Origin of the sequence: Leucobacter iarius, from assembly GCF_039530105.1 — a bacterium.
Taxonomy (GTDB): Bacteria; Actinomycetota; Actinomycetes; order Actinomycetales; family Microbacteriaceae; genus Leucobacter; species Leucobacter iarius.
Window position 1 is genome coordinate 1,135,898 of sequence record NZ_BAAAOB010000001.1, and the last position, 20,426, is coordinate 1,156,323.

18 protein-coding genes are annotated in these 20,426 nt (G+C 71.8%); 13 read left to right on the forward strand and 5 right to left on the reverse strand.

The window, feature by feature from the left end; genetic code table 11:
• Positions 1–215 precede the first annotated feature (215 nt).
• Positions 216–1,526, forward strand: a complete 1,311-nt coding sequence (locus tag ABD169_RS04980; RefSeq protein WP_344030082.1) for a peptidoglycan DD-metalloendopeptidase family protein — start codon at positions 216–218, stop codon at positions 1,524–1,526.
• A gap of 82 nt (positions 1,527–1,608) precedes the next feature.
• Here ABD169_RS04980 and ppa read toward each other — a convergent pair whose 3' ends face one another.
• From ppa to ABD169_RS05000, 4 genes are all read right to left on the reverse strand, one after another.
• Positions 1,609–2,103: an inorganic diphosphatase gene (gene ppa / locus ABD169_RS04985; protein ID WP_336653222.1), complete on the reverse strand. Its 495-nt coding sequence runs from the start codon at positions 2,101–2,103 to the stop codon at positions 1,609–1,611.
• Between the two features lie 118 nt (positions 2,104–2,221).
• Positions 2,222–2,821 carry a hypothetical protein gene (locus tag ABD169_RS04990; protein ID WP_344030086.1) on the reverse strand — a complete coding sequence of 200 codons (600 nt, stop codon included), beginning with the start codon at positions 2,819–2,821 and terminating at the stop codon, positions 2,222–2,224.
• 77 nt (positions 2,822–2,898) lie between these two features.
• Entirely contained in the window at positions 2,899–4,449 is a 1,551-nt protein-coding gene (locus ABD169_RS04995) for a cell wall-binding repeat-containing protein (RefSeq protein ID WP_344030089.1), read from the reverse strand.
• A gap of 118 nt (positions 4,450–4,567) precedes the next feature.
• Complete coding sequence (locus ABD169_RS05000; protein ID WP_344030093.1) at positions 4,568–5,353, reverse strand: helix-turn-helix transcriptional regulator; 786 nt, start codon at positions 5,351–5,353, stop codon at positions 4,568–4,570.
• Between the two features lie 74 nt (positions 5,354–5,427).
• Here ABD169_RS05000 and ilvD point away from each other — a divergent pair, with 74 nt between their 5' ends.
• From ilvD to ABD169_RS05055, 11 genes are all read left to right on the forward strand, one after another.
• Complete coding sequence (gene ilvD / locus ABD169_RS05005; protein ID WP_344030096.1) at positions 5,428–7,302, forward strand: dihydroxy-acid dehydratase; 1,875 nt, start codon at positions 5,428–5,430, stop codon at positions 7,300–7,302.
• 10 nt (positions 7,303–7,312) lie between these two features.
• On the forward strand, positions 7,313–8,377 hold the full coding sequence (gene tilS / locus ABD169_RS05010) for a tRNA lysidine(34) synthetase TilS (RefSeq protein WP_344030099.1): 1,065 nt from the start codon (positions 7,313–7,315) through the stop codon (positions 8,375–8,377).
• On the forward strand, positions 8,352–8,906 hold the full coding sequence (hpt, locus tag ABD169_RS05015; RefSeq protein ID WP_099722936.1) for a hypoxanthine phosphoribosyltransferase: 555 nt from the start codon (positions 8,352–8,354) through the stop codon (positions 8,904–8,906). The genes tilS and hpt overlap by 26 nt, the downstream gene beginning before the upstream one ends.
• Positions 8,907–9,091: 185 nt before the next feature.
• Positions 9,092–11,125, forward strand: a complete 2,034-nt coding sequence (gene ftsH / locus ABD169_RS05020; RefSeq protein WP_344030103.1) for an ATP-dependent zinc metalloprotease FtsH — start codon at positions 9,092–9,094, stop codon at positions 11,123–11,125.
• Positions 11,122–11,703 carry a GTP cyclohydrolase I FolE gene (folE, locus tag ABD169_RS05025; protein WP_046453930.1) on the forward strand — a complete coding sequence of 194 codons (582 nt, stop codon included), beginning with the start codon at positions 11,122–11,124 and terminating at the stop codon, positions 11,701–11,703. The genes ftsH and folE overlap by 4 nt, the downstream gene beginning before the upstream one ends.
• On the forward strand, positions 11,696–13,048 hold the full coding sequence (folP, locus tag ABD169_RS05030) for a dihydropteroate synthase (RefSeq protein ID WP_344030105.1): 1,353 nt from the start codon (positions 11,696–11,698) through the stop codon (positions 13,046–13,048). Before folE ends, folP begins: the two co-directional genes overlap by 8 nt.
• Positions 13,045–13,560 (forward strand): 2-amino-4-hydroxy-6-hydroxymethyldihydropteridine diphosphokinase, encoded by a 516-nt coding sequence (gene folK, locus ABD169_RS05035; protein ID WP_344030108.1) that lies wholly within the window; start codon positions 13,045–13,047, stop codon positions 13,558–13,560. The genes folP and folK overlap by 4 nt, the downstream gene beginning before the upstream one ends.
• Positions 13,560–14,114 (forward strand): DUF3180 domain-containing protein, encoded by a 555-nt coding sequence (locus ABD169_RS05040; RefSeq protein ID WP_344030110.1) that lies wholly within the window; start codon positions 13,560–13,562, stop codon positions 14,112–14,114. The genes folK and ABD169_RS05040 overlap by 1 nt, the downstream gene beginning before the upstream one ends.
• A gap of 319 nt (positions 14,115–14,433) precedes the next feature.
• A complete protein-coding gene (locus ABD169_RS05045) occupies positions 14,434–14,979 on the forward strand; it encodes a PH domain-containing protein (RefSeq protein ID WP_425560946.1) in 546 nt (181 codons plus the stop codon).
• Positions 14,976–16,676, forward strand: a complete 1,701-nt coding sequence (locus ABD169_RS05050; RefSeq protein WP_344030113.1) for a PH domain-containing protein — start codon at positions 14,976–14,978, stop codon at positions 16,674–16,676. Before ABD169_RS05045 ends, ABD169_RS05050 begins: the two co-directional genes overlap by 4 nt.
• Complete coding sequence (locus tag ABD169_RS05055) at positions 16,673–17,374, forward strand: Rossmann-like and DUF2520 domain-containing protein (protein ID WP_344030116.1); 702 nt, start codon at positions 16,673–16,675, stop codon at positions 17,372–17,374. The genes ABD169_RS05050 and ABD169_RS05055 overlap by 4 nt, the downstream gene beginning before the upstream one ends.
• Before the next feature lie 33 nt (positions 17,375–17,407).
• Here ABD169_RS05055 and ABD169_RS05060 read toward each other — a convergent pair whose 3' ends face one another.
• Positions 17,408–18,595 (reverse strand): multidrug effflux MFS transporter, encoded by a 1,188-nt coding sequence (locus ABD169_RS05060; protein WP_344030119.1) that lies wholly within the window; start codon positions 18,593–18,595, stop codon positions 17,408–17,410.
• A 198-nt stretch (positions 18,596–18,793) separates the two neighbouring features.
• Here ABD169_RS05060 and lysS point away from each other — a divergent pair, with 198 nt between their 5' ends.
• Positions 18,794–20,326: a lysine--tRNA ligase gene (gene lysS / locus ABD169_RS05065; RefSeq protein ID WP_344030122.1), complete on the forward strand. Its 1,533-nt coding sequence runs from the start codon at positions 18,794–18,796 to the stop codon at positions 20,324–20,326.
• Positions 20,327–20,426: the final 100 nt, after the last annotated feature.

A 20,426-nucleotide genomic window follows, 5' to 3' on the forward strand; every position in this document is an offset into this window, starting at 1 on the left:
GCGGAGATTTCCGATCCGTGACCGAACCGTGACCGAGACGTGGCGTTCCCGGCGTCGACTCCGAAGTCTCACCTTGAACCTGAACGTGAGCCGAGAGTGCTGCGGCGAGGGGTCTCGGCGGGCGGCGGGGCCGTTTGATACCGTGATCGGGTGTCTGCGTTCGCTTTCGGCGTCCGCGGATCCGTGTACGACGAGCAGTTAGAGGTGGGTTCCGCATGACCGAGCGCCGCAAGGCCAAACGCGCCCGCTGGGGGATCCTCGGCGCGCTCGTCATCGCCGCGACCCTGCTGACGGCACCGCCGGCGACCCCGCCCGCGGCGCACGCCGTCGACCTGCCGACCTGGGACGACGTGCAGCGCGCCAAGGCGAACCAGGCCGCGACCGATGCCAAGGTCAAGGAGATCGAGCAGCTCATCGTGAGCCAGAAGAAGGAGCTCGACCGTCTGCGCAACCTGCACAGCGACAAGATCGAGGCCAGCCGGGTCGCGGAGCAGAAGCTCGCCGAGGCCGCGGGTCGGGCGAAGACGCTCGAAGATGCGGCCGCGGCGAGCAAGAAGGAAGCCGATCGGGCGAAGGAGCAGGCGGCCGCGCTCGTGTCGCAGATGTACCGCTCGGGCGGCGTCGACCGCAACCTCGAGCTGTTCCTCGACTCCAACAAGGACACCGCCGACGCGCTGCTCGGTCGCCTCGCCTCGATGTCGAAGGCCACCGAGCGCAACACCGTGATCTCGGAGCAGGCCGAGCAGAGCACCAACAACGCCGACTCGCTGAGCAAGCAGGCCGAAGCCGCGAAGGCCGAGCGGGACCGCCTCGCCAAGGAGGCGGACGTCGCCGAGAAGGCCGCAGCGACCGCGGTGCAGAACCAGGGCGAGGTCGTGCGCAAGCAGGAGGCGCAGATCCAGGTCCTCGAGACCCAGCTCGCCGCCCTGCAGGACAAGACCACCAAGACGGTCGCCGGCTACCAGGAACGCCTGCGCCAGGAAGCCGAGGCGGAGCGCAAGCGGATCGAGGCCGAGAACCGCCGGCTGGCCGAGGAAGAAGAGCGGCGGCGCCGCGAGCAGGAGAACAACGGCGGGAACAATGGCGGCAACCCGCCCGTCAACCCCAACCCCGGGGGCGGCAACAACGGCAGCAGCAACGGCTGGCTGATTCCGGTCACCGGCTACTACGTCTCCGAGGGCTTCCGCCCGCCGGGCCGCCCCGACCACACCGGCATCGACCTCGCGACCGCGTACGGCACCCCGATCCGCGCCGCGATGTCGGGTACCGTGGCGTCCGCCTACTGGGATCCCTGTGGCGGCAACATGGTCAGCATCAACCACCCCAACGGCTGGCAGACCCGTTACGCCCACATGGCGAGCTGGTCGCTCGTCGGCAACGGCCAGACCGTGCAGCGCGGCCAGACCGTCGGCTACGTCGGCAGCACCGGCTGCAGCACCGGCCCGCACCTCCACTTCGAGATGCGACCCAACCAGGACAACGGCTGGTACGACTTCGTGAACCCGGCGTTCGTCATCAACTTCTAAGACGGGCGGGTACGCCGAAGGGGGCGGGGATCATGCGATCCCCGCCCCCTTCGACGTACCGGAGCCATGCGGCTCCGCGGGCTCAGTGGCCCTCGGCCTGCAGGCGCTCCTGAGCTTCGACGATCAGCTGCTCGGCGTCGGCGGCCGAACCCCAGGCGTCGACCTTGACCCACTTGCCGGGCTCGAGATCCTTGTAGTGCTCGAAGAAGTGCTCGATCTCCTTGCGGGTGTACTCCGGGATATCGGCGACGTCCTGGATGTGCGCCCAGCGCGGATCCTTGTGCTGCACCGCGATGACCTTGTCGTCGCCGCCGGCCTCGTCGCTCATCTTGAGCACGCCGACCGGACGCACCTTGATGCCCACGCCGGGGAACACCGGGTAGTCGAGCAGCACGAGCACGTCGAGCGGATCGCCGTCCTCGCCGAGGGTCTCCTCGAAGAAGCCGTAGTCGGTGGGGTAGACGAAGCCCGTGTAGAGCACGCGATCGAGGTACACCCGGCCGGTCTCGTGGTCGACCTCGTACTTGTTGCGGCTCCCCTTGGGGATCTCGATGACGGCGTCGAATGCTGCGGTCATGTGCGGCTCCTTGCGATGTGTTGCGGTGGATCGTGGCTCGGCACGGCGTGCGTGCCGGGATCCGGGCGCGCCGGATCACGGGTCAAGCGTACCCGGACCCCGGCCGCTGTTCCGTGGCTCAGACGTAGAAGTTGAAGCGGGAGAACGCGTAGTCGTGCCACTCGCCGCGGAGCTCGATGGGGCGCCAGCCGGTGTCCGTGCCCAAGCGCTTCCCGGTCTGCGTCGACATGACGAGGAACGCGACCCGATCCTGCGGTGCGGCGTACAGCGAGAGGTAGAGCTCGCCGACGTTCAGGCCGGTCCCGGGGCCGAGCTGCTGGACCGCGTCGAAGTTGCCGGCGAGCAGCTCGCCGTAGAGCCAGCCGTGGTACTCGGGCGGGGTGTTCCAGTGCCGGTTCCACACGCGGCTCAGCGAAGAACCCGTCGCGCGCACCTTCCAGACGCCGAAGGAGTCGCCGAAGAGCTGTAACCACCCGCGCTGTTGGAACACCCAGCCGAGCAGCGCGGCGAGGCCGATGCTCATGACGCAGGCGAACGGGAAGAAGATGATCGCGGCGGCGAGACCGCTCCGGATCGCGAGCCCGACGGTGCCGATCACGGAGAGCACCAGGAGGACGCCGCCGATGATGAGCGCCATGGTCCAGAAGTTCGCGTGGCTCTTGCGGATGCGCGGATCGGAGTTCAGCTGGGCCTGGGTATCGAGATAGCCGCCGTACATGGTGGCCTCAGCCTACTGAACCGTCTGCGGAAACGGGAAACGGGAAACGCGAGACGTGAACCGGGCGGACGTCGGGCCTACGGGACGACATAGGCGCCGAGCTGGGACTGCACGTCCTGGCTGACGGCCCCGGTGCCGCCGAGCACGACGACCTTGCGCGGGGCGAGGCGGCCCAGCTCCGACTGCACCGCGAGGGGGATCGCGTCGGGGCGCACGTAGAGGACGGGTCCGCCACGGGCGCCTGCGGCCGCGGCGCCCGAGAGCGCATCCGGGAAGTCTAGACCGCTCGTGAGGTAGACGACGGGGACGCCCGGCGCGTACTCGGCCTGCGAGAGCGCGGTGGAGGTGGCGAAGCGATCCGGTCCGGCCGCGCGGGTCACGGGCCCCGCAGTGTAGGCCTGCACCCGGGCCTGGACCGCAGGGGTGACGACCCCGGTGCCGCCGACGACGACGATCCGGCTCGGCTTGAGCCGCTCGAGTTCCGCGGCGATCTCGCCCGGGACCGAGTCGGGCCGCACCATCAGCAGCGGCCCCCCGTTCGTTCCGGCCACACCGCCGGCGGGAAGCGAGTCCGGGAAGTCCAGGCCGTTCGCGATGTAGGCGACCGAGGCGCCCTGGGCGAAGGTCGCGCGCGACACCGCCGCGGAGGTTCCGAACCGGTCGGCGCCCGACAGACGGCTCACCGCGCCCGCGGTGGAGGACTTCAGCTGCGCTTCGACCGCGGAGGAGACGACGCCCGTGCCGCCGAGGACGACGATGCGCTGCGGCTTCAGCCGCTGGAGCTCGGAGGCGATCGCGGCCGGGATCGATCCCGGGCGGACGAGCAGCACCGGGCCCTGTCCCGTCCCGGCGGCTGCCGAGCCGGAGAGCGCGTCGGGGAAGTCGAGCCCGTTCGCGACGTAGGCGACCGGGACTCCCGCCGAGAAGGTTCCGCGCGAGACCGCTGCCGAGGTCTCGTACCGGTCGAGTCCGGCCAGGCGCGACGCCTGCGGGCCCTGCGGGTCCGATGCCGGGGTGCCGAGCCGCCAGAAGCGGGAGCCGGCCGGCGGCACCCACTCGTGCCGGCTGACCGTCAGATCGCTGCCCGCGGCGTTCGAGTCGACCACGTCGTAGCGGCCGCCGCCCAGGTTCCGCACCACGATGGCGGTGTGCAGCGGCCACGCGCCGTCGCTGTCGCCGACCTGGATGATGTCGCCCATGACGACGCCCGGACCGCCGGCGACCTCGATGCCCTCCTTGGCGAAGCCGGCCTGGTAGCCCGGCGCGGGGTTCTTGCCGAACACCAGGATCGAGATGCAGTTCACGAACTGCTTGCACTGTCCGCCGGCCCAGTCGCTCAGATACATGCCGGCTTCGCGGCAGGCGACGTTCCCCGGCTTCCCGACGTACGTGAGGGCCTTCCGAGCGAGTCGGGCGTTCTCGACGCGGGACGGGACGCCCGCCGCAGCCATCCGCTGCGACTGCGGGGCTCCGGGCGCGGGCTCGGTGCCGGCGGGCGCGGAATCGGTCGGGATCTGCGGCAACCAGGGCTCGTCGGCGGAAGCGGGATCGGCCACGGCCGCGATCGGGCTGAGCAGCGCCGCGCCGACGAGGACGGCCGCGATGACGGTGCGTGCACTGCGGGACACAGACGACTCCTGGGCTCGGGGAGGGGCGCCGGATGCGCGGAAGAGCGCTGACGCACGGGAATGCACAGTCTAGAAGGGGTCGGCCCTGAACGCGAGGCTCCGCCTGCGGTGAAGTCGCTCAGCCGATCGGCACGTAGGCGACCACGTGCAGGCCGGTGGAGTCCGACGGAACGAGGCGGTGGTGCTCGAAACGGCGCTCGCCGTCGGGCAGCACGAAGACGCGGGTGCGCGAGGTGAAGCGCTCGATCGCGTGCTCAGCCCACTGGGTACGGAAGTCGGGGCTGGCGTCGCGCAGCCGGGCCACGAGCGACCGGTGCCGGTCGGAGCTCAGCCGCACGCCCGATTCGGTGCGGAACTCCGCGAGGAAGCTGCGGCTGTCGCGCTCCCAGTCCGGCAGCATGCTCCGCAGCCGGGGATCCGTGTAGACCAGCCAGATCAGGTTGCGGTCCTCGGGGGCCAGCGCGGCGATCGGCGGGTAGAGCTCCGCGTATCCGGCGTTCCACCCGACGATCGCCCAGTCGGCCGCCACGATGAACGCGGGGAAGGGGAGCGCGTCGACCAGGTGCTGCAGGTGCTCCGGGGCGGTCTCGGGCGACGGTTCCTCGGATTCCTCCGCGGGGGCCGCGAGGGCGACGACGTAGTCCGTCTCGTCGGGCGAGAGGTGCAGCACGCGGGCCACCGCCGCGAGCACCTGGTGCGAGACGTTGATGTCGCGCCCCTGCTCGAGCCAGGTGTACCAGCTCACGCTGACCCCGGCGAGCGCCGAGATCTCCTCGCGGCTCAGCCCGGTCTCGCGCCTGCGGGCGCCCTGGGGGAGCCCGAGATCGGCGCGACGCAGCGCACGTCTGCGGGTGGCGAGGAACTCGCCCAGCTGCTCGCGGCGGGGGGTGCGCGGTCGGATCACGAGCCAACAGTACTCCCAGTACCGGTACTCGCCGTAACTTTGCGATCCCCGCGAACTCCGACAAAATGCGGAGCATGGTCATCTATCGTTCCCACACGGTCACCCACGGACGCAACATGGCGGGCGCCCGAGCGCTGTTCCGCGCCGCCGGCGTCAACGGTGCCGATCTCGGCCGCAAGCCGATCATCGCGGTCGCGAACTCGTTCACCGAGTTCGTCCCGGGGCACACGCACCTCGCCCCCGTCGGACGCATCGTCTCGGACGCGATCACCGCCGCGGGCGGCATCCCGCGCGAGTTCAACACCATCGCGGTCGACGACGGCATCGCGATGGGTCACGGCGGCATGCTCTACTCGCTGCCCTCGCGCGACCTGATCGCCGACTCGGTCGAGTACATGACCAACGCGCACTGCGCCGACGCGCTCATCTGCATCTCCAACTGCGACAAGATCACCCCGGGCATGCTGCTCGCGGCGCTCCGCCTCAACATCCCGACCGTGTTCGTCTCGGGCGGCCCGATGGAGTCGGGTCGCGCCGTGCTCGCGAACGGTATGGTGCGCACGCTCGACCTCGTCGACGCGATCTCCGAGGCCGTGAACGAGAACGTCTCCGACGAGGACATCCAGAAGATCGAGGAATCGGCCTGCCCGACCTGCGGCTCCTGCTCGGGCATGTTCACCGCGAACTCGATGAACTGCCTGACCGAGGCGATCGGCCTGTCGCTGCCCGGCAACGGCTCGACGCTGGCCACGCACACCGCGCGCCGCGCGCTGTACGAGAACGCGGGAGCGCTCGTCGTCGACATCACCAAGCGCTACTACGAGGGCGACGACGCCTCGGTGCTGCCGCGCAACATCGCGACCCCGGCGGCGTTCGAGAACGCCATGGCGCTTGACATCGCGATGGGCGGATCGACCAACACGATCCTGCACCTGCTCGCGGCGGCGCACGAGGCGGGCGTGGAGTTCGGCCTGGACGAGATCGACGCGGTCTCGCGCCGCGTGCCCTGCCTCGCGAAGGTCGCCCCCAACGTGGCGAACGGCAAGACCTACTACATGGAGGACGTGCACCGCGCCGGCGGCATCCCCGCGCTCCTCGGCGAGCTGCGCCGCGGCGGCATGCTCGACGACCAGGTGCACACCGTGCACTCGGCGACGCTCGGCGAGTGGCTCGACGAGTGGGACGTGCGCGGCGGCAAGGCCAGCGACGAGGCGTTCGAGCTCTGGCACGCGGCTCCCGGCGGCAAGCGATCCTCGACCGCGTTCTCGCAGTCGGAGCGCTGGCGCGACCTCGACCTCGACGCCGAGAACGGCTGCATCCACAGCGTCGAGCACGCCTATTCGAAGGACGGCGGCCTCGGCGTGCTGCGCGGCAACCTCGCCGTCGACGGCGCGGTCGTCAAGACCGCCGGCGTCGACGAGTCGATCTGGACCTTCTCGGGACCCGCCGTGGTCTGCGAGTCGCAGGACGAGGCCGTCGAGAAAATCCTGAACAAGCAGGTGACCGAGGGCGACGTCGTCGTGATCCGCTACGAGGGCCCGAAGGGCGGCCCCGGCATGCAGGAGATGCTCTACCCGACCTCGTTCCTCAAGGGACGCGGCCTCGGCAAGGCCTGCGCGCTCGTCACCGACGGCCGCTTCTCGGGCGGCACCTCGGGGCTCTCGATCGGGCACGTCTCGCCGGAGGCGGCCGCGGGCGGCGTCATCGCCCTCGTCGAGGACGGCGACATCGTGTCGATCGACATCCCCACCCGCAAGCTCGCCCTCGACGTGCCGCAGGAGGAGCTCGATCGTCGACGCGCCGAGCTCGAGGCGAACGGCGGATACCGCCCGAAGAGCCGCGTGCGCGAGGTCTCGCCGGCGCTGCGTGCCTACGCGGCGTTCGCGCAGTCGGCCGACAAGGGCGCGGTGCGGGTGGTCCCCGAGCCGGGCGAGACGATCACGTTCTGAGCGCGGGATCATGACCCCCAGGCTCCCACCGCTCGATCCGGCGGTCGCCGAGATCCGGCTCGCGCTGCGGCGCGCGCTGGGGTCCGGCGAGTCCGCCGTCGCGCGGCGGTCCGACGTTCCGCTCGCGCTCGTCGCGCTGTCCGGCGGCGCCGACTCGCTCGCGCTCGCGGCGGCGGCGGCCCACGAAGCGCGGGCGGGCGGGCACCGCTTCGGCGCCGAGGTCGTGGACCACGGACTGCAGGAGGGATCCGCCGACGTCGCCGAGCGCGCCGCCGGGCAGGCGCGAGCGCTCGGCCTCGATCCGGTGCTCGTGCGACCGGTCGACGTCGATGCCGCGGATCCCGACGGCCCGGAGGCCGCCGCCCGACGCGCCCGGTACGCCGCGCTCGAGGCCGCGGCCGACGAGACGGGCGCGGCGGCGATCCTCACCGCGCACACGCGCGACGACCAGGCCGAGCAGGTGCTGCTCGGCCTCTCGCGCGGCTCGGGCACGCGATCCATCGCGGGGATCCCCCCGCGCCGCGGCCGGATCCTGCGCCCGCTGCTCGGTGTTCCGCGGTCCAGCACCGAGGCCGCCTGCGCGGCGCAGGGGCTGGATCCCTGGACCGATCCGCAGAACGCGGATCCCGCCTTCGCCCGGGTGCGCGCCAGGATCTCGGTGCTGCCCGTCCTGGAGCGGGAGCTGGGCCCCGGCGCGGCCGCGGCGCTCGCCCGCAGCGCCGAGCAGGCGCGCGAGGACGCGGACGCGCTCGACGGGATGGTCGACGAGTGCATCGAGGAGCTGGTCGAGTTCGCCGAGGCGGGGATCGCGGTGCTGATCCCCGCGCTCGCCGCGAACCCGGCGGCGATCCGGCACCGGGTGATCCGTCGGGTGGCGCGCGACGAGTTCGGCGCCCTGCTCTCGCGGACCCACACGCTCGAGATCGATCGGCTGATCACCGAGTGGCGCGGTCAGGGACCGCTCACCGTCCCCGGCGCTACAGTAGTTCGTGCCGGTGAGCGCCTCGTGTTCACCGCCGCCACCCCTTTCGAGCGAGAGCAGGAGTCACATGGACGCGTCCCACCTCGGCGATGACCTCACGGTCGTGCTGCACACCGAAGCCGAGCTGCACGCACGGCTGGCGGAGCTGGCGCGCGAGATCGAAGCCGACTACCGGGACGAGCCGCCGCTGCTCGTCGGCGTCCTCAAGGGCGCCGTCATGGTCATGGCGGATCTCTCGCGCGAACTCCGATTCCACGCCGAGATGGACTGGATGGCCGTCAGCTCGTACGGCGCCGGCACCAAGTCGAGCGGCGTCGTCAAGATCATGAAGGACCTCGACGCCGACCTCACCGGCCGCGACGTGCTCATCGTCGAGGACATCATCGACTCCGGGCTCACGCTGTCCTGGCTGAAGGAGAACCTCGAGAGCCGCGGCGCGAAGTCGGTGCGCATCTGCACCATGCTGCGCAAGCCTGAGGCGATGAAGGTCGACCTCGAGGTCGACTACGTCGGCTACGACATCCCCGTCGACTTCGTCGTCGGCTACGGGCTCGACTACGCCGAGCGCTACCGCAACCTGCGCGACGTCGCGATCCTCGCACCGCACGTCTACAGCGAGTAACCCGGCGATTCAGGGCCGTTCCTCGGTTCGCCCTCGGCGGAAGCCGGGGGCGTTGTCAGACCGGACGGCTACGCTTGCACTCGTGAAGTCCGGTGCGGCACGCGCCGCATCGGCATCGCGGTCGAATCGACATGCGGCGGACGGGCTGAGCTCAGCGCACCCGCCGGACCCAGAAAGGGCCCAACGTGGCTGAGACACTGTCCAAGGGGAAGAAGCTGTTCCGCGGCCCCCTGATCTACTTGATCCTCGCGCCCATCATCGTGCTGGTCGGGTGGATGCTGATCATGGGCGGCGGGTCGCGCGAGGTGAAGACCGAGCGCGGACTCGAACTGCTCTCCGAGGGCAAGGTCAAGCAGGCCGAGATCATCGACGGCGACCAGCGCGTCAACCTCACGCTGACCTCCGTCGACAAGAAGGCGGGCACCGACGAGGTCTTCTTCTACTACGTCGGCCCGCGCGGCGAGTCCGTGGTCGAAGCGGTCACCAAGGCCGCTCCGAAGGACGGCTACACCGACCAGGTGCCGCAGCCGAACCCGCTGTGGTCGCTGCTCGGCTTCCTGCTGCCGGTGCTGCTCATCGGCCTGTTCTTCTGGTGGATGCTGTCGTCCATGCAGGGCGGCGGCAACAAGGTCATGCAGTTCGGCAAGTCGCGGGCGAAGCTCGTCTCGAAGGAGGCACCCACCGTCACCTTCGCGGACGTCGCGGGCGCCGACGAGGCGGTCGAAGAACTGCACGAGATCAAGGACTTCCTGCAGGACGCCTCGCGCTTCCAAGCGGTCGGGGCCCGGATCCCCAAGGGCGTGCTGCTCTACGGTCCTCCCGGCACGGGCAAGACCCTGCTGGCGCGCGCGGTGGCCGGCGAGGCCGGTGTGCCGTTCTACTCGATCTCGGGATCCGACTTCGTCGAGATGTTCGTCGGCGTCGGCGCGAGCCGCGTGCGCGACCTCTTCAAAGAGGCCAAGGCAAACGCCCCGGCCATCATCTTCGTCGACGAGATCGACGCGGTCGGCCAGCGCCGCGGCCAGGGCATGGGCGGCGGCCACGACGAGCGCGAGCAGACGCTCAACCAGCTGCTCGTCGAGATGGACGGCTTCGACCCCAAGACCAACGTGATCATGATCGCGGCGACCAACCGCCCCGACATGCTCGACCCCGCGCTGCTGCGCCCGGGCCGCTTCGACCGCCAGATCGGCGTCGACGCCCCCGACATGGCCGGCCGTCGCAAGATCCTCGAGGTGCACTCGGCGGGCAAGCCGCTGTCCAAGAACGTCGACCTCGACGTCGTCGCGCGCAAGACCCCCGGGTTCTCGGGCGCCGATCTCGCGAACGTGCTCAACGAGGCCGCGCTGCTCACGGCGCGCTCGCACGCGCAGCTCATCGACAACCGGGCGCTCGACGAGGCCATCGACCGCGTGGTCGCGGGCCCCCAGCGACGCACCCGGGTGATGAAGGATCAGGAGAAGCTGATCACGGCGTACCACGAGGGCGGTCACGCGCTCGTCGCCGCCGCGCTCAACCACACGGATCCGGTCACCAAGATCACGATCCTGCCCCGCGGCCGCGCGCTCGGCTACACCATGGTCATCCCGCTGGAAGACAAGTACTCGATCACTCGCAACGAGCTGCAGGATCAGCTCGCCTACGCCCTGGGCGGTCGCGTCGCGGAGGAGCTCGTGTTCCACGATCCCACCACCGGCGCGGGCAACGACATTGAGAAGGCCACGAGCACGGCGCGCAAGATGGTCACCGAGTACGGCATGTCGGCCTCGGTCGGTCCGGTCAAGCTCGGCCAGGCCCAGGCCGGAGCGTTCCTCGGCGAGTACGGACAGAACCGCGACTACTCCGAGGGCATCGCGGTGGAGATCGACGCCGAGGTGCGCGCGCTCATGGAGCAGGCGCACAACGAGGCCTACGAGGTGCTCGTGCTCAACCGCGACATCCTCGACGATCTGGCGCGCGAGCTGCTCGTGAAGGAGACGCTCGACCACATCCAGATCGCCGAGATCTTCCGCGACGTGAAGAAGCTCCCCGAGCGCCCCACCTGGCTCTCGCACCAGGAGCGCCCGGTCTCCGATCGCCCGCCCATCGCGGTCCCCGCCTCGGTCGCCACCGATGCACCGCAGGCGGCTCCGCAGGCACCGGCCGCTCCGCAGGAGCCGACCGCGCCTCCGGCCCCGCCCGTGCCGCCGGCTCCCGAAGGGCCGGGCGCCGCATCATGACCCCGAGCGTCGATCGCCCGCGCATCGCCGCCGCAGTGCGGGAGCTGCTGACGGCGATCGGCGAGGATCCCGACCGCCACGAGCTCGCGAGCACCCCCGCTCGCGTGGCCGACGCCTACGCCGAGTTCTTCTCCGGCGTGGGCGTCGACCCGTCGGTGCACCTCGCCGACGCCGTGCCGGTGGGGGACCGCCCCGGCGAGCTCGTGCTGCTGCGCGACATCGCCCTGCGCTCGGTCTGCGAGCACCACCTGCTGCCGTTCCGCGGGCGCGCCCACATCGCCTACCGACCCGCCGAACGAGTGGTCGGGCTCAGCGCGCTCCCGCGCGTCGTCGAGACCCTCGCTTCGCGGCCCCAGGTGCAGGAACGGCTCGGCGAGCAGATCGCCCAGGTGCTCGAGGACGGTCTCGATCCCGCCGGCGTGCTGGTCGTGCTCGAGGCCAGCCACGGCTGCGTCGCCGATCGCGGCGTGCGCCAGGCCGATGCCGTCACCGTCACCATCGCCTCCCGCGGGGAGCTCGCCGAACCGGCGGCCCGCGCCGAGATCATGGTCCTGCTCGGAAAGCCGGCCGATGACTGAGGTCATGGGCGTGCTCAACGTCACGCCCGACTCGTTCAGCGACGGGGGCCGCTTCGACGCGCTCGACGCCGCGATCGCGCGCGGCCGGGAGCTCGTCGCGCAGGGCGCCACCATCGTCGACGTCGGCGGCGAGTCGACCCGTCCGGGCGCCGAAGCGGTGCCTCCGAGCGAGGAGCAGCGTCGCGTCGTCCCCGTGATCCGCGCCCTCGCCGAGTCCGGAATCCGCATCTCGATCGACACGATCCACGCCGAGACCGCCGAGGCCGCGGTCGCCGCCGGTGCCTCGATCGTCAACGACGTCTCGGGCGGCCTGCACGACCCGCGCATGGCCGAGGCCGTCGCCGCGTCCGGCGCCGAGTTCGCGATCGGGCACTGGCGGGGGATCCCCGACCCGGCGCACGGCCGATCCGGCTACGTCGACGTGGTCGGCGAGATCCGCGAGGCGCTGGCGCGCTCGGCGGAGCGCGCGGTCGCCGCGGGAGTCGACGCCCGGCGCATCATCCTCGATCCCGGCCTCGGCTTCGATAAGACCGCCGAACAGGGCTGGCGGCTGCTCGCGCAGCTGCGCGAGCTCGGCGGACCCGAAGCGCGCATCCTGGTGGGCATCTCGCGCAAGCGGATGCTCGGCGAACTGCTCGACGCGCTGCCGGAGGCCGCCCGCGGGGCGGGCGGGCCGATGGCGCGCGACCTCGCGACCGCCGTCACGAGCGCTCTCGCCGTCCGCGCGGGCGCGTGGGGCGTTCGCGTGCACGACGTCCCGTCGACGGTCCAGGCGCTCGCCGTGGCCGGCGCCTGGAGCGCCGCCGAGGGGACCGCGTCGACGCAGGCATTCCCGGCGGCATCCCTGCCGGTGTTCGGCGAGGCGCTGCCCTCGCAGTTCGGTGCTGTCTCCCCATCGTCATCCCGCGCGAGCCTGCGAGTCGAGGGATCCGATCCCGCGCCGGCGCCCCGCTTCGACGGCGACCTGATCCGTCTCTCGGGACTCGAAGTCCGGGCCCACCACGGCGTCTTCGACTTCGAGCGCGAGCAGGGCCAGCGCTTTCTCATCGACGCCGAGGTCTCGGTCGATCTCGGCGCGGCCGCGCGCAGCGACGAGCTGTCCCGCACCGTGCACTACGGCGAACTGGCCGAGGCCATCTCGGCAGCGGTCGAACGGGACCCGGTCGACCTCATCGAGACGGTCGCCGAACGCGCGGCCGACGTCGCGCTGAGCTTCGACGGCGTGCGCGCCGTCCGTCTCACCGTGCACAAGCCCGAAGCGCCCATCGACCTGCCCTTCGGTGACGTGTCGGTCACGGTCGTCCGCGCCGCGGCCGGTGCCGGCACCGCTGGAGGCTCCGAATGATCGCCCAGCTCGTCCCCGTCGTGCTCGCCTTCGGCGCCAACCTCGGCGACCGCGGCGAGACCATCGCCGCGGCGCAGGCCGAGATCCTCGCGGCGCCGGGGGTCCTCAGCCTGAGCGCGTCGCCGCTGCGCGAGACGATCGCGCTCACGCTCGACGGCCCCGACCCCGACGCGCCCCGCTACATCAACGGGATCGCGCTCGCCGAGACCACGCTCGACCCGCACGCGCTGCTCGACCTGCTGCAGCGCATCGAGTCGGAGCACGGGCGCACGCGCGACGTGCGCTGGGGCGACCGCACGCTCGACATCGACCTGATCCTGTACGGCGGACGCAGCATCCGCGACGAGCGCCTCACCGTACCGCACCCGCGCGCGCACGAGCGCGACTTCGTGCTCGCCCCCTGGCTCGACCTCGATCCGCACGCCGCGCTGCCGGGCCACGGCACGGTCGCAGCGCTGCTCGAACGGATCGGCGACTCGACCACCCGGCTCGACGACGGAGGCGCGCGCTGATGCAGCGGGAGCATCGCACCTCGTGGATCTGGCTGCTCGTCTTCGGGATCGTCGGAGCCGGCGCCGGTGCGCTCGTGCAGGCCCAGCGCTCCGCCGTCGGCATGCCGCCGATCGTCCCGCCGCCGTCGCTCTCGGCCACGCTCACCGTGCTCGCCGGAGTGCTGTTGGTGCTCGGCATTCTGCTGCGCCGGGCCGTGACTCATCGGGCCGAGCGCATGGTCAACCCGTTCCACGCCGTCCGCCTGCTCGCCGCGTCGCGCGCCTCCCAATTCGTGGGCGCGCTGTTCGGCGGCTTCGGCGTCGGCGCCCTGCTGCCGCTCGGCGCGCGCAGTGTCCCCGCACCGAGCGCGACCTGGGCCCCGATCCTCGCGACCGCGATCACCGGCGCGGTGCTGCTGGTCGTCGGGATACTGGTCGAGCACTGGTGCCGCGTCCCGCCGAGCGACGACGAGGACGGCGAAGGCAGCGGCGGCGGGCCCGGCGGGGGAGCGGTCGGACGCTCGGGCGAGGAACCCGCGCCGCACGCCACCCGCACCCGACCCCGCGACATCTGAGCCGGGGCGCTCGGCGTTCGACACCGTGTGCTCAGCGCATGCGGGCCTGGCGAATGCGGTCCTGTGAGCTCGCGGGCGGATGCTTCGTCGGGCCGAGGAGCAGGTGATCTGTCGAGGACCGGGGCGACTGTCAAAGGCCGGGGAAAACCTCGCAAGTTCGCCCGGCCCTCGACAGTCGGCCCGGCCCTCGGCAATCGGCGCGTTCATCGAAGCGGTGCCGAGAGTGCCGCGCCAAACCGAACCGCGCCGAAGAGGCCCGGATCGCGCCGAAGCGCGCCGGGACCGGTGCCGCGCGCCGGGTTCGCCGTAGAGTGGGAGCGTGACAGAACCGGCGCATTCAGCATCCCCCTCCGATCAGCCCGTCGCCCGCCACGGTGCCGCGAGCGAGACCGGCGCGACCGCGTGGTTGCGGGTCTCGCCGAAGTACGCCTGGGTCGACCTGGTCGGCAACCTGATCCCCGTCGTGATCGCGGGCGGTGCCGCCTACGTGATCCCGACGTACATCCGCACCGACGTCCCCGTGCTCGTCGTCATCGCGCTGGCCGTCGTGGCAGCCGCGTTCCTCGTGAACGCGATCCTCGCCTTCCGCCGCGTGCGCGCGATGGGCTACGCGCTGCGCGAGGACGACCTCGTCTTCCGCCGCGGCATCATGTTCGAGCGCGTGGTCGCGGTGCCCTACGGCCGCCTGCAGCTGGTCGACGTCACCCGCGGGCCGCTCCTGCGCGCGCTCGGGCTCGCGAATCTCAAGTTCGTCACCGCGGCCGCGGCGACGGGCATCGCCCTGCCCGGCCTCGTCGACGCCGACGCGGAGGCGCTGCGCGACGAGCTGATCCGGCTCGCCGAGTCGCGGCGGTCGGGGCTGTGAGAGACCCCGCGGTCCCGGCTCACCCGTTCGGCCCGGCGCAGCCCGGGGGCGGAGCCCAGGGACAGCCCGCGATCCCGAGCGACGGCGAGTGGCGGCGGCTCCATCCGCTCTCGCCGCTGCTGCGCGGCGGGCTCTTCGTGCTCGTGCTGTTCGGCATCATCGTCGCGAATCTGCGCGACCAGGTGATCAGCCTGGTCATCGGCAACTCGAGCTGGAACCAGAGTCCCGAGAACGGCGGCATCGACTACATCTTCGAGCACGGTCTCGTGGTCGTGGCGCTGCTGGTCGTCGCGGGGATCATCGCGCTGGTGATCCTGTTCTCCTGGCTGTCGTACCGCTTCGCGCAGTTCCGCATCGCCGACGATGCGGTGGAGCTGCGCCGCGGCGTCCTGTTCAAGCAGCACCGCCGGGCGCCGCTCGACCGGATCCAGGCGGTGGACCTGCAGCGGCAGCTGCTGGCCCGCGTGCTCGGACTCACCCAGGTCGAGGTACAGACCGCGGGCCAGGGCGGCAAGCTGACGCTCGCTTACCTCGGGCACCGCGACGCGCAGGCCGTGCGGGAGCAGATCCTCCGTCTGGTCCGCGCGCAGACCGCCGGCACCGCGAGCGCGGATCCGGCTGCGGTGGATCCCGCAGCGGCGGCCGCGGCGGAAGGCACGGCCGGGACGGCGGACGCGACCGCGACCGCGGACGCGCAGTCCGGATCCCGCCTGCGGAACGCGCTCGACCTCGAATCGCGCGTCACCGACTTCGCCGACGACGACGTCGACCAGGGTGCGCGCATGTCGGGCACGCTCGTCACGGTGCCGCTCGGGCGCCTCGTCGGCAGCATCGTGCTCGGCTGGGGCTTCCTGGTCGCCATCGTGCTGGTGGGCGTGATCGGCGGTTTCGTGATCGCCGGGCATCCGGCGGCGCTCGCGGGCCTGATCCCGATCGTCATCGCCTCGGTCGCGGTGATCGTGAGCCACTTCAACCGAGGCTTCGGGTTCACGCTCTCGCGTTCGGACGACGCGATCCGGATCGGCGCGGGCCTCACCGCGACGCGCACCGAGACCATCCCCTTCGCGCGGGTGCACGCCGTCGACGTGCGGCAGCCGCTGCTCTGGAAGCCGTTCGGCTGGTGGCAGGTGCGGATCACCCTCGCGGGCAACGCGACCAACGGATCGGACGGCCAGAAGGTCGCCGGGATCGTGCTGCCCGTCGGCACGCTCGACGACGCGGTGCGCGTGACGCAGACGATCCTGGGCGACCGGAACTTCTTCGCGGCGAGCGGCGGCGGCGCCGAAGGCCCGCTCTCGTACGCCGTGCTGCGGGACGGGATCGCGGGTGCGGGCGGCGGCTACCTCGGTGCCGGGCCGCGCAGCGGGCTCGTGCTCTGGGCCGCGCGTCGGCGCACCGGGATCGCGGTGACCGAGCCGGGCCCGGGATCCCCGCACACGCTCGCGCTGATCCGACGCGGCGTGCTCACCCGCGGCTACGCCCTCGTGCCGCTCGCGCGAGCCCAGTCGGTGCTGCTGCACCGCACGTTCTTCCACCGCGCGCTGGGCCTCGCCCGTGTTCGGGTGCACACGGTGTTCGGGCCCGTGCCGACCGAGATCGCGGGACTCGAACTCGACCATGCCCGCCGCCTGTTCGAGCAGCTCGCGGCTCAGGCCGTGGCGGCGCAGCGCGACGACGTCGCCGGGACCCCGCGATGAGCGAGACCCGTCGCGACGGGCGGCTCGGCATCGGGATCGTCGGTGCGGGCCGCGTGGGCCCCGTGCTCGGCAACGCGCTCGCCGGAGCCGGGCACGCGATCACCGGGATCTCGGCCGTCAGCGACGAGAGCCGCGAGCGCGCGGAGGCCATGCTGCCCGGCGTTCCGGTGCTCGACGTGCCGGAGGTCGTGCGCCGCTCGGAGCTCGTGCTGTTCGCGATCCCCGGCGACGAGCTCCCCGGCCTCGTGCGCGGACTCACCGAGACCGGGGCGTGGCAGCCGGGCCAGCTCGCCGTGCACACCGCGCCCGAGCACGGCTACGGCGTGTTCGCGCCCGCGCTCGCGACGGGCGTGATCCCGCTCGCCCTGCACCCGGCGCTCGTCTTCACCGGCACGAGCCTCGACCTGACTCGGCTCGCCGAATCGACGGTCGCGGTCACGGCCCCCGCTCCGGTGCTGCCGATCGGGCAGGCGCTCGCGGTCGAGATGGGTGCGGAGCCCGTCGTGGTCGCCGAGCGGGATCGACCGGCGTACGCCGAGGCGCTCGCCGCGGCGCGCGAGTTCTCGAGCGCCGTGGTGCGGCAGGCGCTCGAAGCGCTCGACGGGATCGGCCTGGAGCATCCCGACCGGGTGATCGGCGGCCTCGTCCGCGCCTCGGTCGAGGAAGCGCTCGCGCGGGCCGTGCCGCGCGCGGAGTAGCCGCGGGCTGCGGGGCCGCGGAGCGCTCGCGCCTCAGCCCCTGCGGCGGATCGTCGCGCAGGCGGCCGACAGCACGGCGGCCGCGGCGACGGTGATCGCCATGGGCAGCGCGGTCGTCTCGCCCCAGAGCCCGACCAGCGGAGCGGCCGCGCCGCCGAGGGCGAACTGCGCGGTGCCGATCAGTGCCGACCCCGATCCGCGTGCGCTCCCGGCGCGGGCGAGCGCGAGAGCGCTCGCGTTCGACATGGTGAGGCCGGTGCCGCCCGTGAGCGCGAACGCGCAGGCGATGAAACCGGGGATCGTGAGCGCGTCCGAGAGCACGAGCGTCAGCATGCCGAGCCCGCCGAGCACGAGCAGGCCGGATCCCACGGAGAGCATGCGCGCCGGGCCCACCCGTGGGGCCAAGCGGGCGTTCACCAGGTTCGCGATGAGCAGGGCGGATGCTCCGGCGGCGAACGAGAGCGCGTACTCGATGGGCGTCATGCGCAGGAGCCGCTGGCCGATGAACGGCGATGCCGAGATGTACGAGATCATCGCGGTGAACGACAGCGCGAAGGCGAGCGTGAGCGCGACGAAGCCGCGATCCCGGATCAGTTCCCCGAAGGGCCGCAGGGCGGCGCCGACGCCGTGCGGGCGCCGCTGCTCGACGGGCAGCGACTCGGGCACCCGGCGCCACGCGAGCAGGAGCATGAGCGTCGAGATGACGGCGAGCACGGCGAGCACGCCGCGCCAGTCCCAGAGCCGGTGGGCGAAGCCGCCGAGCACGGGCGCGATCATGGGCCCGAGCCCGACCACCATGGCGATGAGGCTCAGCGCGCGCACCGCGGTGTCGCCGGTGCTGAGGTCCGCGGCGATGGCGCGCGAGAGCACGATGCCGACGGCGCCCGAGAGGCCCTGCAGCAGGCGCAGGGCGATCAGCGTGCCGATGTCCTGCACGAACACGGTCGCGATGCCGGTGAGCGCGAACACCGCGAAGCCCGCGAGCAGCACGGGGCGGCGACCGAGCGAGTCGGAGAGCGGACCGAGCAGCAGCTGTCCGAGGCCGACGCCGAAGAAGAACAGCGAGAGCGTCAGCTGCACCGACGACGCCGAGGCGTGCAGTTCGCTCGCGATGCTCGGGATCGACGGGATGTAGAGGTCGGTGGCGACCGCGCTCACGGCGGCGAGCAGGCCGAGCGCGGCGAGGAGTCCCGGAGTCAGGCGGGGTTGCGCAGTGCTCACGGTGCTCCTCCTTCGGCGGCCCACCCGCTCGCCTGAATCGTATACGATCGTCCGGTCCGTGCGGTGCTTGTCCATGTGCACAAGCGGGCGACTCCGCGCGCACGGTTCGGCGTCATCGCCCTCGCGTAGACTGATCCGGTGCGCCCGGGCCGGGTCCCGCGCGCCGCATCAGAGCACAGCATGGAGGATCCCGCCCAAATGAGCGAGCAGACCGCACCCGAAACGCACGTCGAAACCGAAGCAGAGGTCTTCGAGCAGAAGCGCGTGCGCCTCGAGAAGCGCGACAAGCTCAATGCCGGCGCCGACCTGGCGGGCGGCGCGTACCCCGTCTCGGTCCCCGTGACCACCACGATCCCCGCCGTGCGCGCGAAGTTCGGCGAGCTCGTCGCCGGCGACGAGACCGGCGAGATCGTCGGCATCGCCGGCCGCGTCGTGTTCCAGCGCAACACCGGCAAGCTGTGCTTCGGCTCGCTGCAGGCGGGGAACGGCGAGCGGATCCAGGTGATGGTGAGCCTCGCCGAGGTCGGCGAGGACTCGCTCGCGAGCTACAAGGAGCTCGTCGACCTGGGCGACCACCTGTTCGTCAGCGGCGAGGTCATCTCGAGCCGCCGCGGCGAGCTCTCGATCATGGTCACGGAGTGGCGGATCGCCGCCAAGGCCATCGCCCCGCTGCCCAACATGTACACGGAGCTGAACGAGGAGACCCGGGTCCGCCAGCGTTACCTCGACCTCATCCAGCGCGAGCAGGCGCGCCGCAACGTCGTCACCCGCGCCCGCACCATGGCGAGCCTGCGCCGGACCTTCGCCGATCGCGACTTCATCGAGGTCGAGACGCCCATGCTGCAGACCATGCACGGCGGCGCATCGGCGCGTCCGTTCGTCACCCACTCCAACGCCTTCGACACCGAGCTCTACCTGCGCATCGCGCCCGAGCTCTTCCTCAAGCGCGCCGCGGTCGGCGGCCTCGAGCGCGTCTTCGAGATCAACCGCAACTTCCGCAACGAGGGCGCCGACTCGACGCACAGCCCCGAGTTCGCGATGCTCGAGGCGTACCAGGCCTACACCGACTACAACGGGATCGCCGACCTCACCCAGGCGCTCGTGCAGAACGCGGCGCTCGCCGCGAACGTCGGCACGGAGCGCGAGGGCACCCAGGTCGTGGAGTGGGCCGACGGCACCCTCTTCGACCTCGGCGGCGACTGGGATCGCATCTCGATGTACGGATCCCTTTCCGAGGCGGCCGGCCGCGAGATCACGCCCGAGACCTCGGTCGAGGAGCTGCTCGCGCTCGCCGAGCAGGAGGGCGTCGAGGTCAAGCTGCCGAACCACGGCAAGCTGATCGAGGAGCTCTGGGAGCACTTCGTGATCGACTCGCTCACCCGTCCGACCTTCGTCATGGACTTCCCGGTCGAGACGAGCCCGCTGACCCGCCACCACCGCTCGATCCCGGGCGTCGTCGAGAAGTGGGATCTCTACATCCGCGGCTTCGAGCTGGCGACCGGCTACTCCGAGCTCGTGGATCCCGTCGTGCAGCGCGAGCGCTTCGTGCAGCAGGCCGCCGAGGCGGCCCGCGGCGATGACGAGGCGATGGGCGTCGACGAGGAGTTCCTGCGCGCCCTCGAGCACGCCATGCCCCCGTCGGGCGGCATGGGCATGGGCATGGACCGCCTGCTCATGGCGCTCACCGGCCTCGGGATCCGCGAGACGATCCTCTTCCCGCTCGTCAAGTAGACGACCGGGAGCCTGCGAGCGGTCGTCTATCCTGCGCGAGCCTGCGACTCGTGCCTCGCGCAGCATGACGATGAGTCGCAGGATCCCGGAGTGACCGAAC

What these genes read in the sequence shown, in the direction of transcription:
- ABD169_RS04980 (WP_344030082.1), top strand. Translation starts at nt 216, where the DNA reads ATGACCGAGCGCCGCAAGGCCAAACGCGCCCGCTGGGGGATCCTCGGC.
- ppa (WP_336653222.1), bottom strand. Translation starts at nt 2,103, where the DNA reads ATGACCGCAGCATTCGACGCCGTCATCGAGATCCCCAAGGGGAGCCGC.
- ABD169_RS04990 (WP_344030086.1), bottom strand. Translation starts at nt 2,821, where the DNA reads ATGTACGGCGGCTATCTCGATACCCAGGCCCAGCTGAACTCCGATCCG.
- ilvD (WP_344030096.1), top strand. Translation starts at nt 5,428, where the DNA reads ATGGTCATCTATCGTTCCCACACGGTCACCCACGGACGCAACATGGCG.
- tilS (WP_344030099.1), top strand. Translation starts at nt 7,313, where the DNA reads ATGACCCCCAGGCTCCCACCGCTCGATCCGGCGGTCGCCGAGATCCGG.
- hpt (WP_099722936.1), top strand. Translation starts at nt 8,352, where the DNA reads ATGGACGCGTCCCACCTCGGCGATGACCTCACGGTCGTGCTGCACACC.
- folE (WP_046453930.1), top strand. Translation starts at nt 11,122, where the DNA reads ATGACCCCGAGCGTCGATCGCCCGCGCATCGCCGCCGCAGTGCGGGAG.
- folP (WP_344030105.1), top strand. Translation starts at nt 11,696, where the DNA reads ATGACTGAGGTCATGGGCGTGCTCAACGTCACGCCCGACTCGTTCAGC.
- folK (WP_344030108.1), top strand. Translation starts at nt 13,045, where the DNA reads ATGATCGCCCAGCTCGTCCCCGTCGTGCTCGCCTTCGGCGCCAACCTC.
- ABD169_RS05040 (WP_344030110.1), top strand. Translation starts at nt 13,560, where the DNA reads ATGCAGCGGGAGCATCGCACCTCGTGGATCTGGCTGCTCGTCTTCGGG.
- ABD169_RS05055 (WP_344030116.1), top strand. Translation starts at nt 16,673, where the DNA reads ATGAGCGAGACCCGTCGCGACGGGCGGCTCGGCATCGGGATCGTCGGT.
- lysS (WP_344030122.1), top strand. Translation starts at nt 18,794, where the DNA reads ATGAGCGAGCAGACCGCACCCGAAACGCACGTCGAAACCGAAGCAGAG.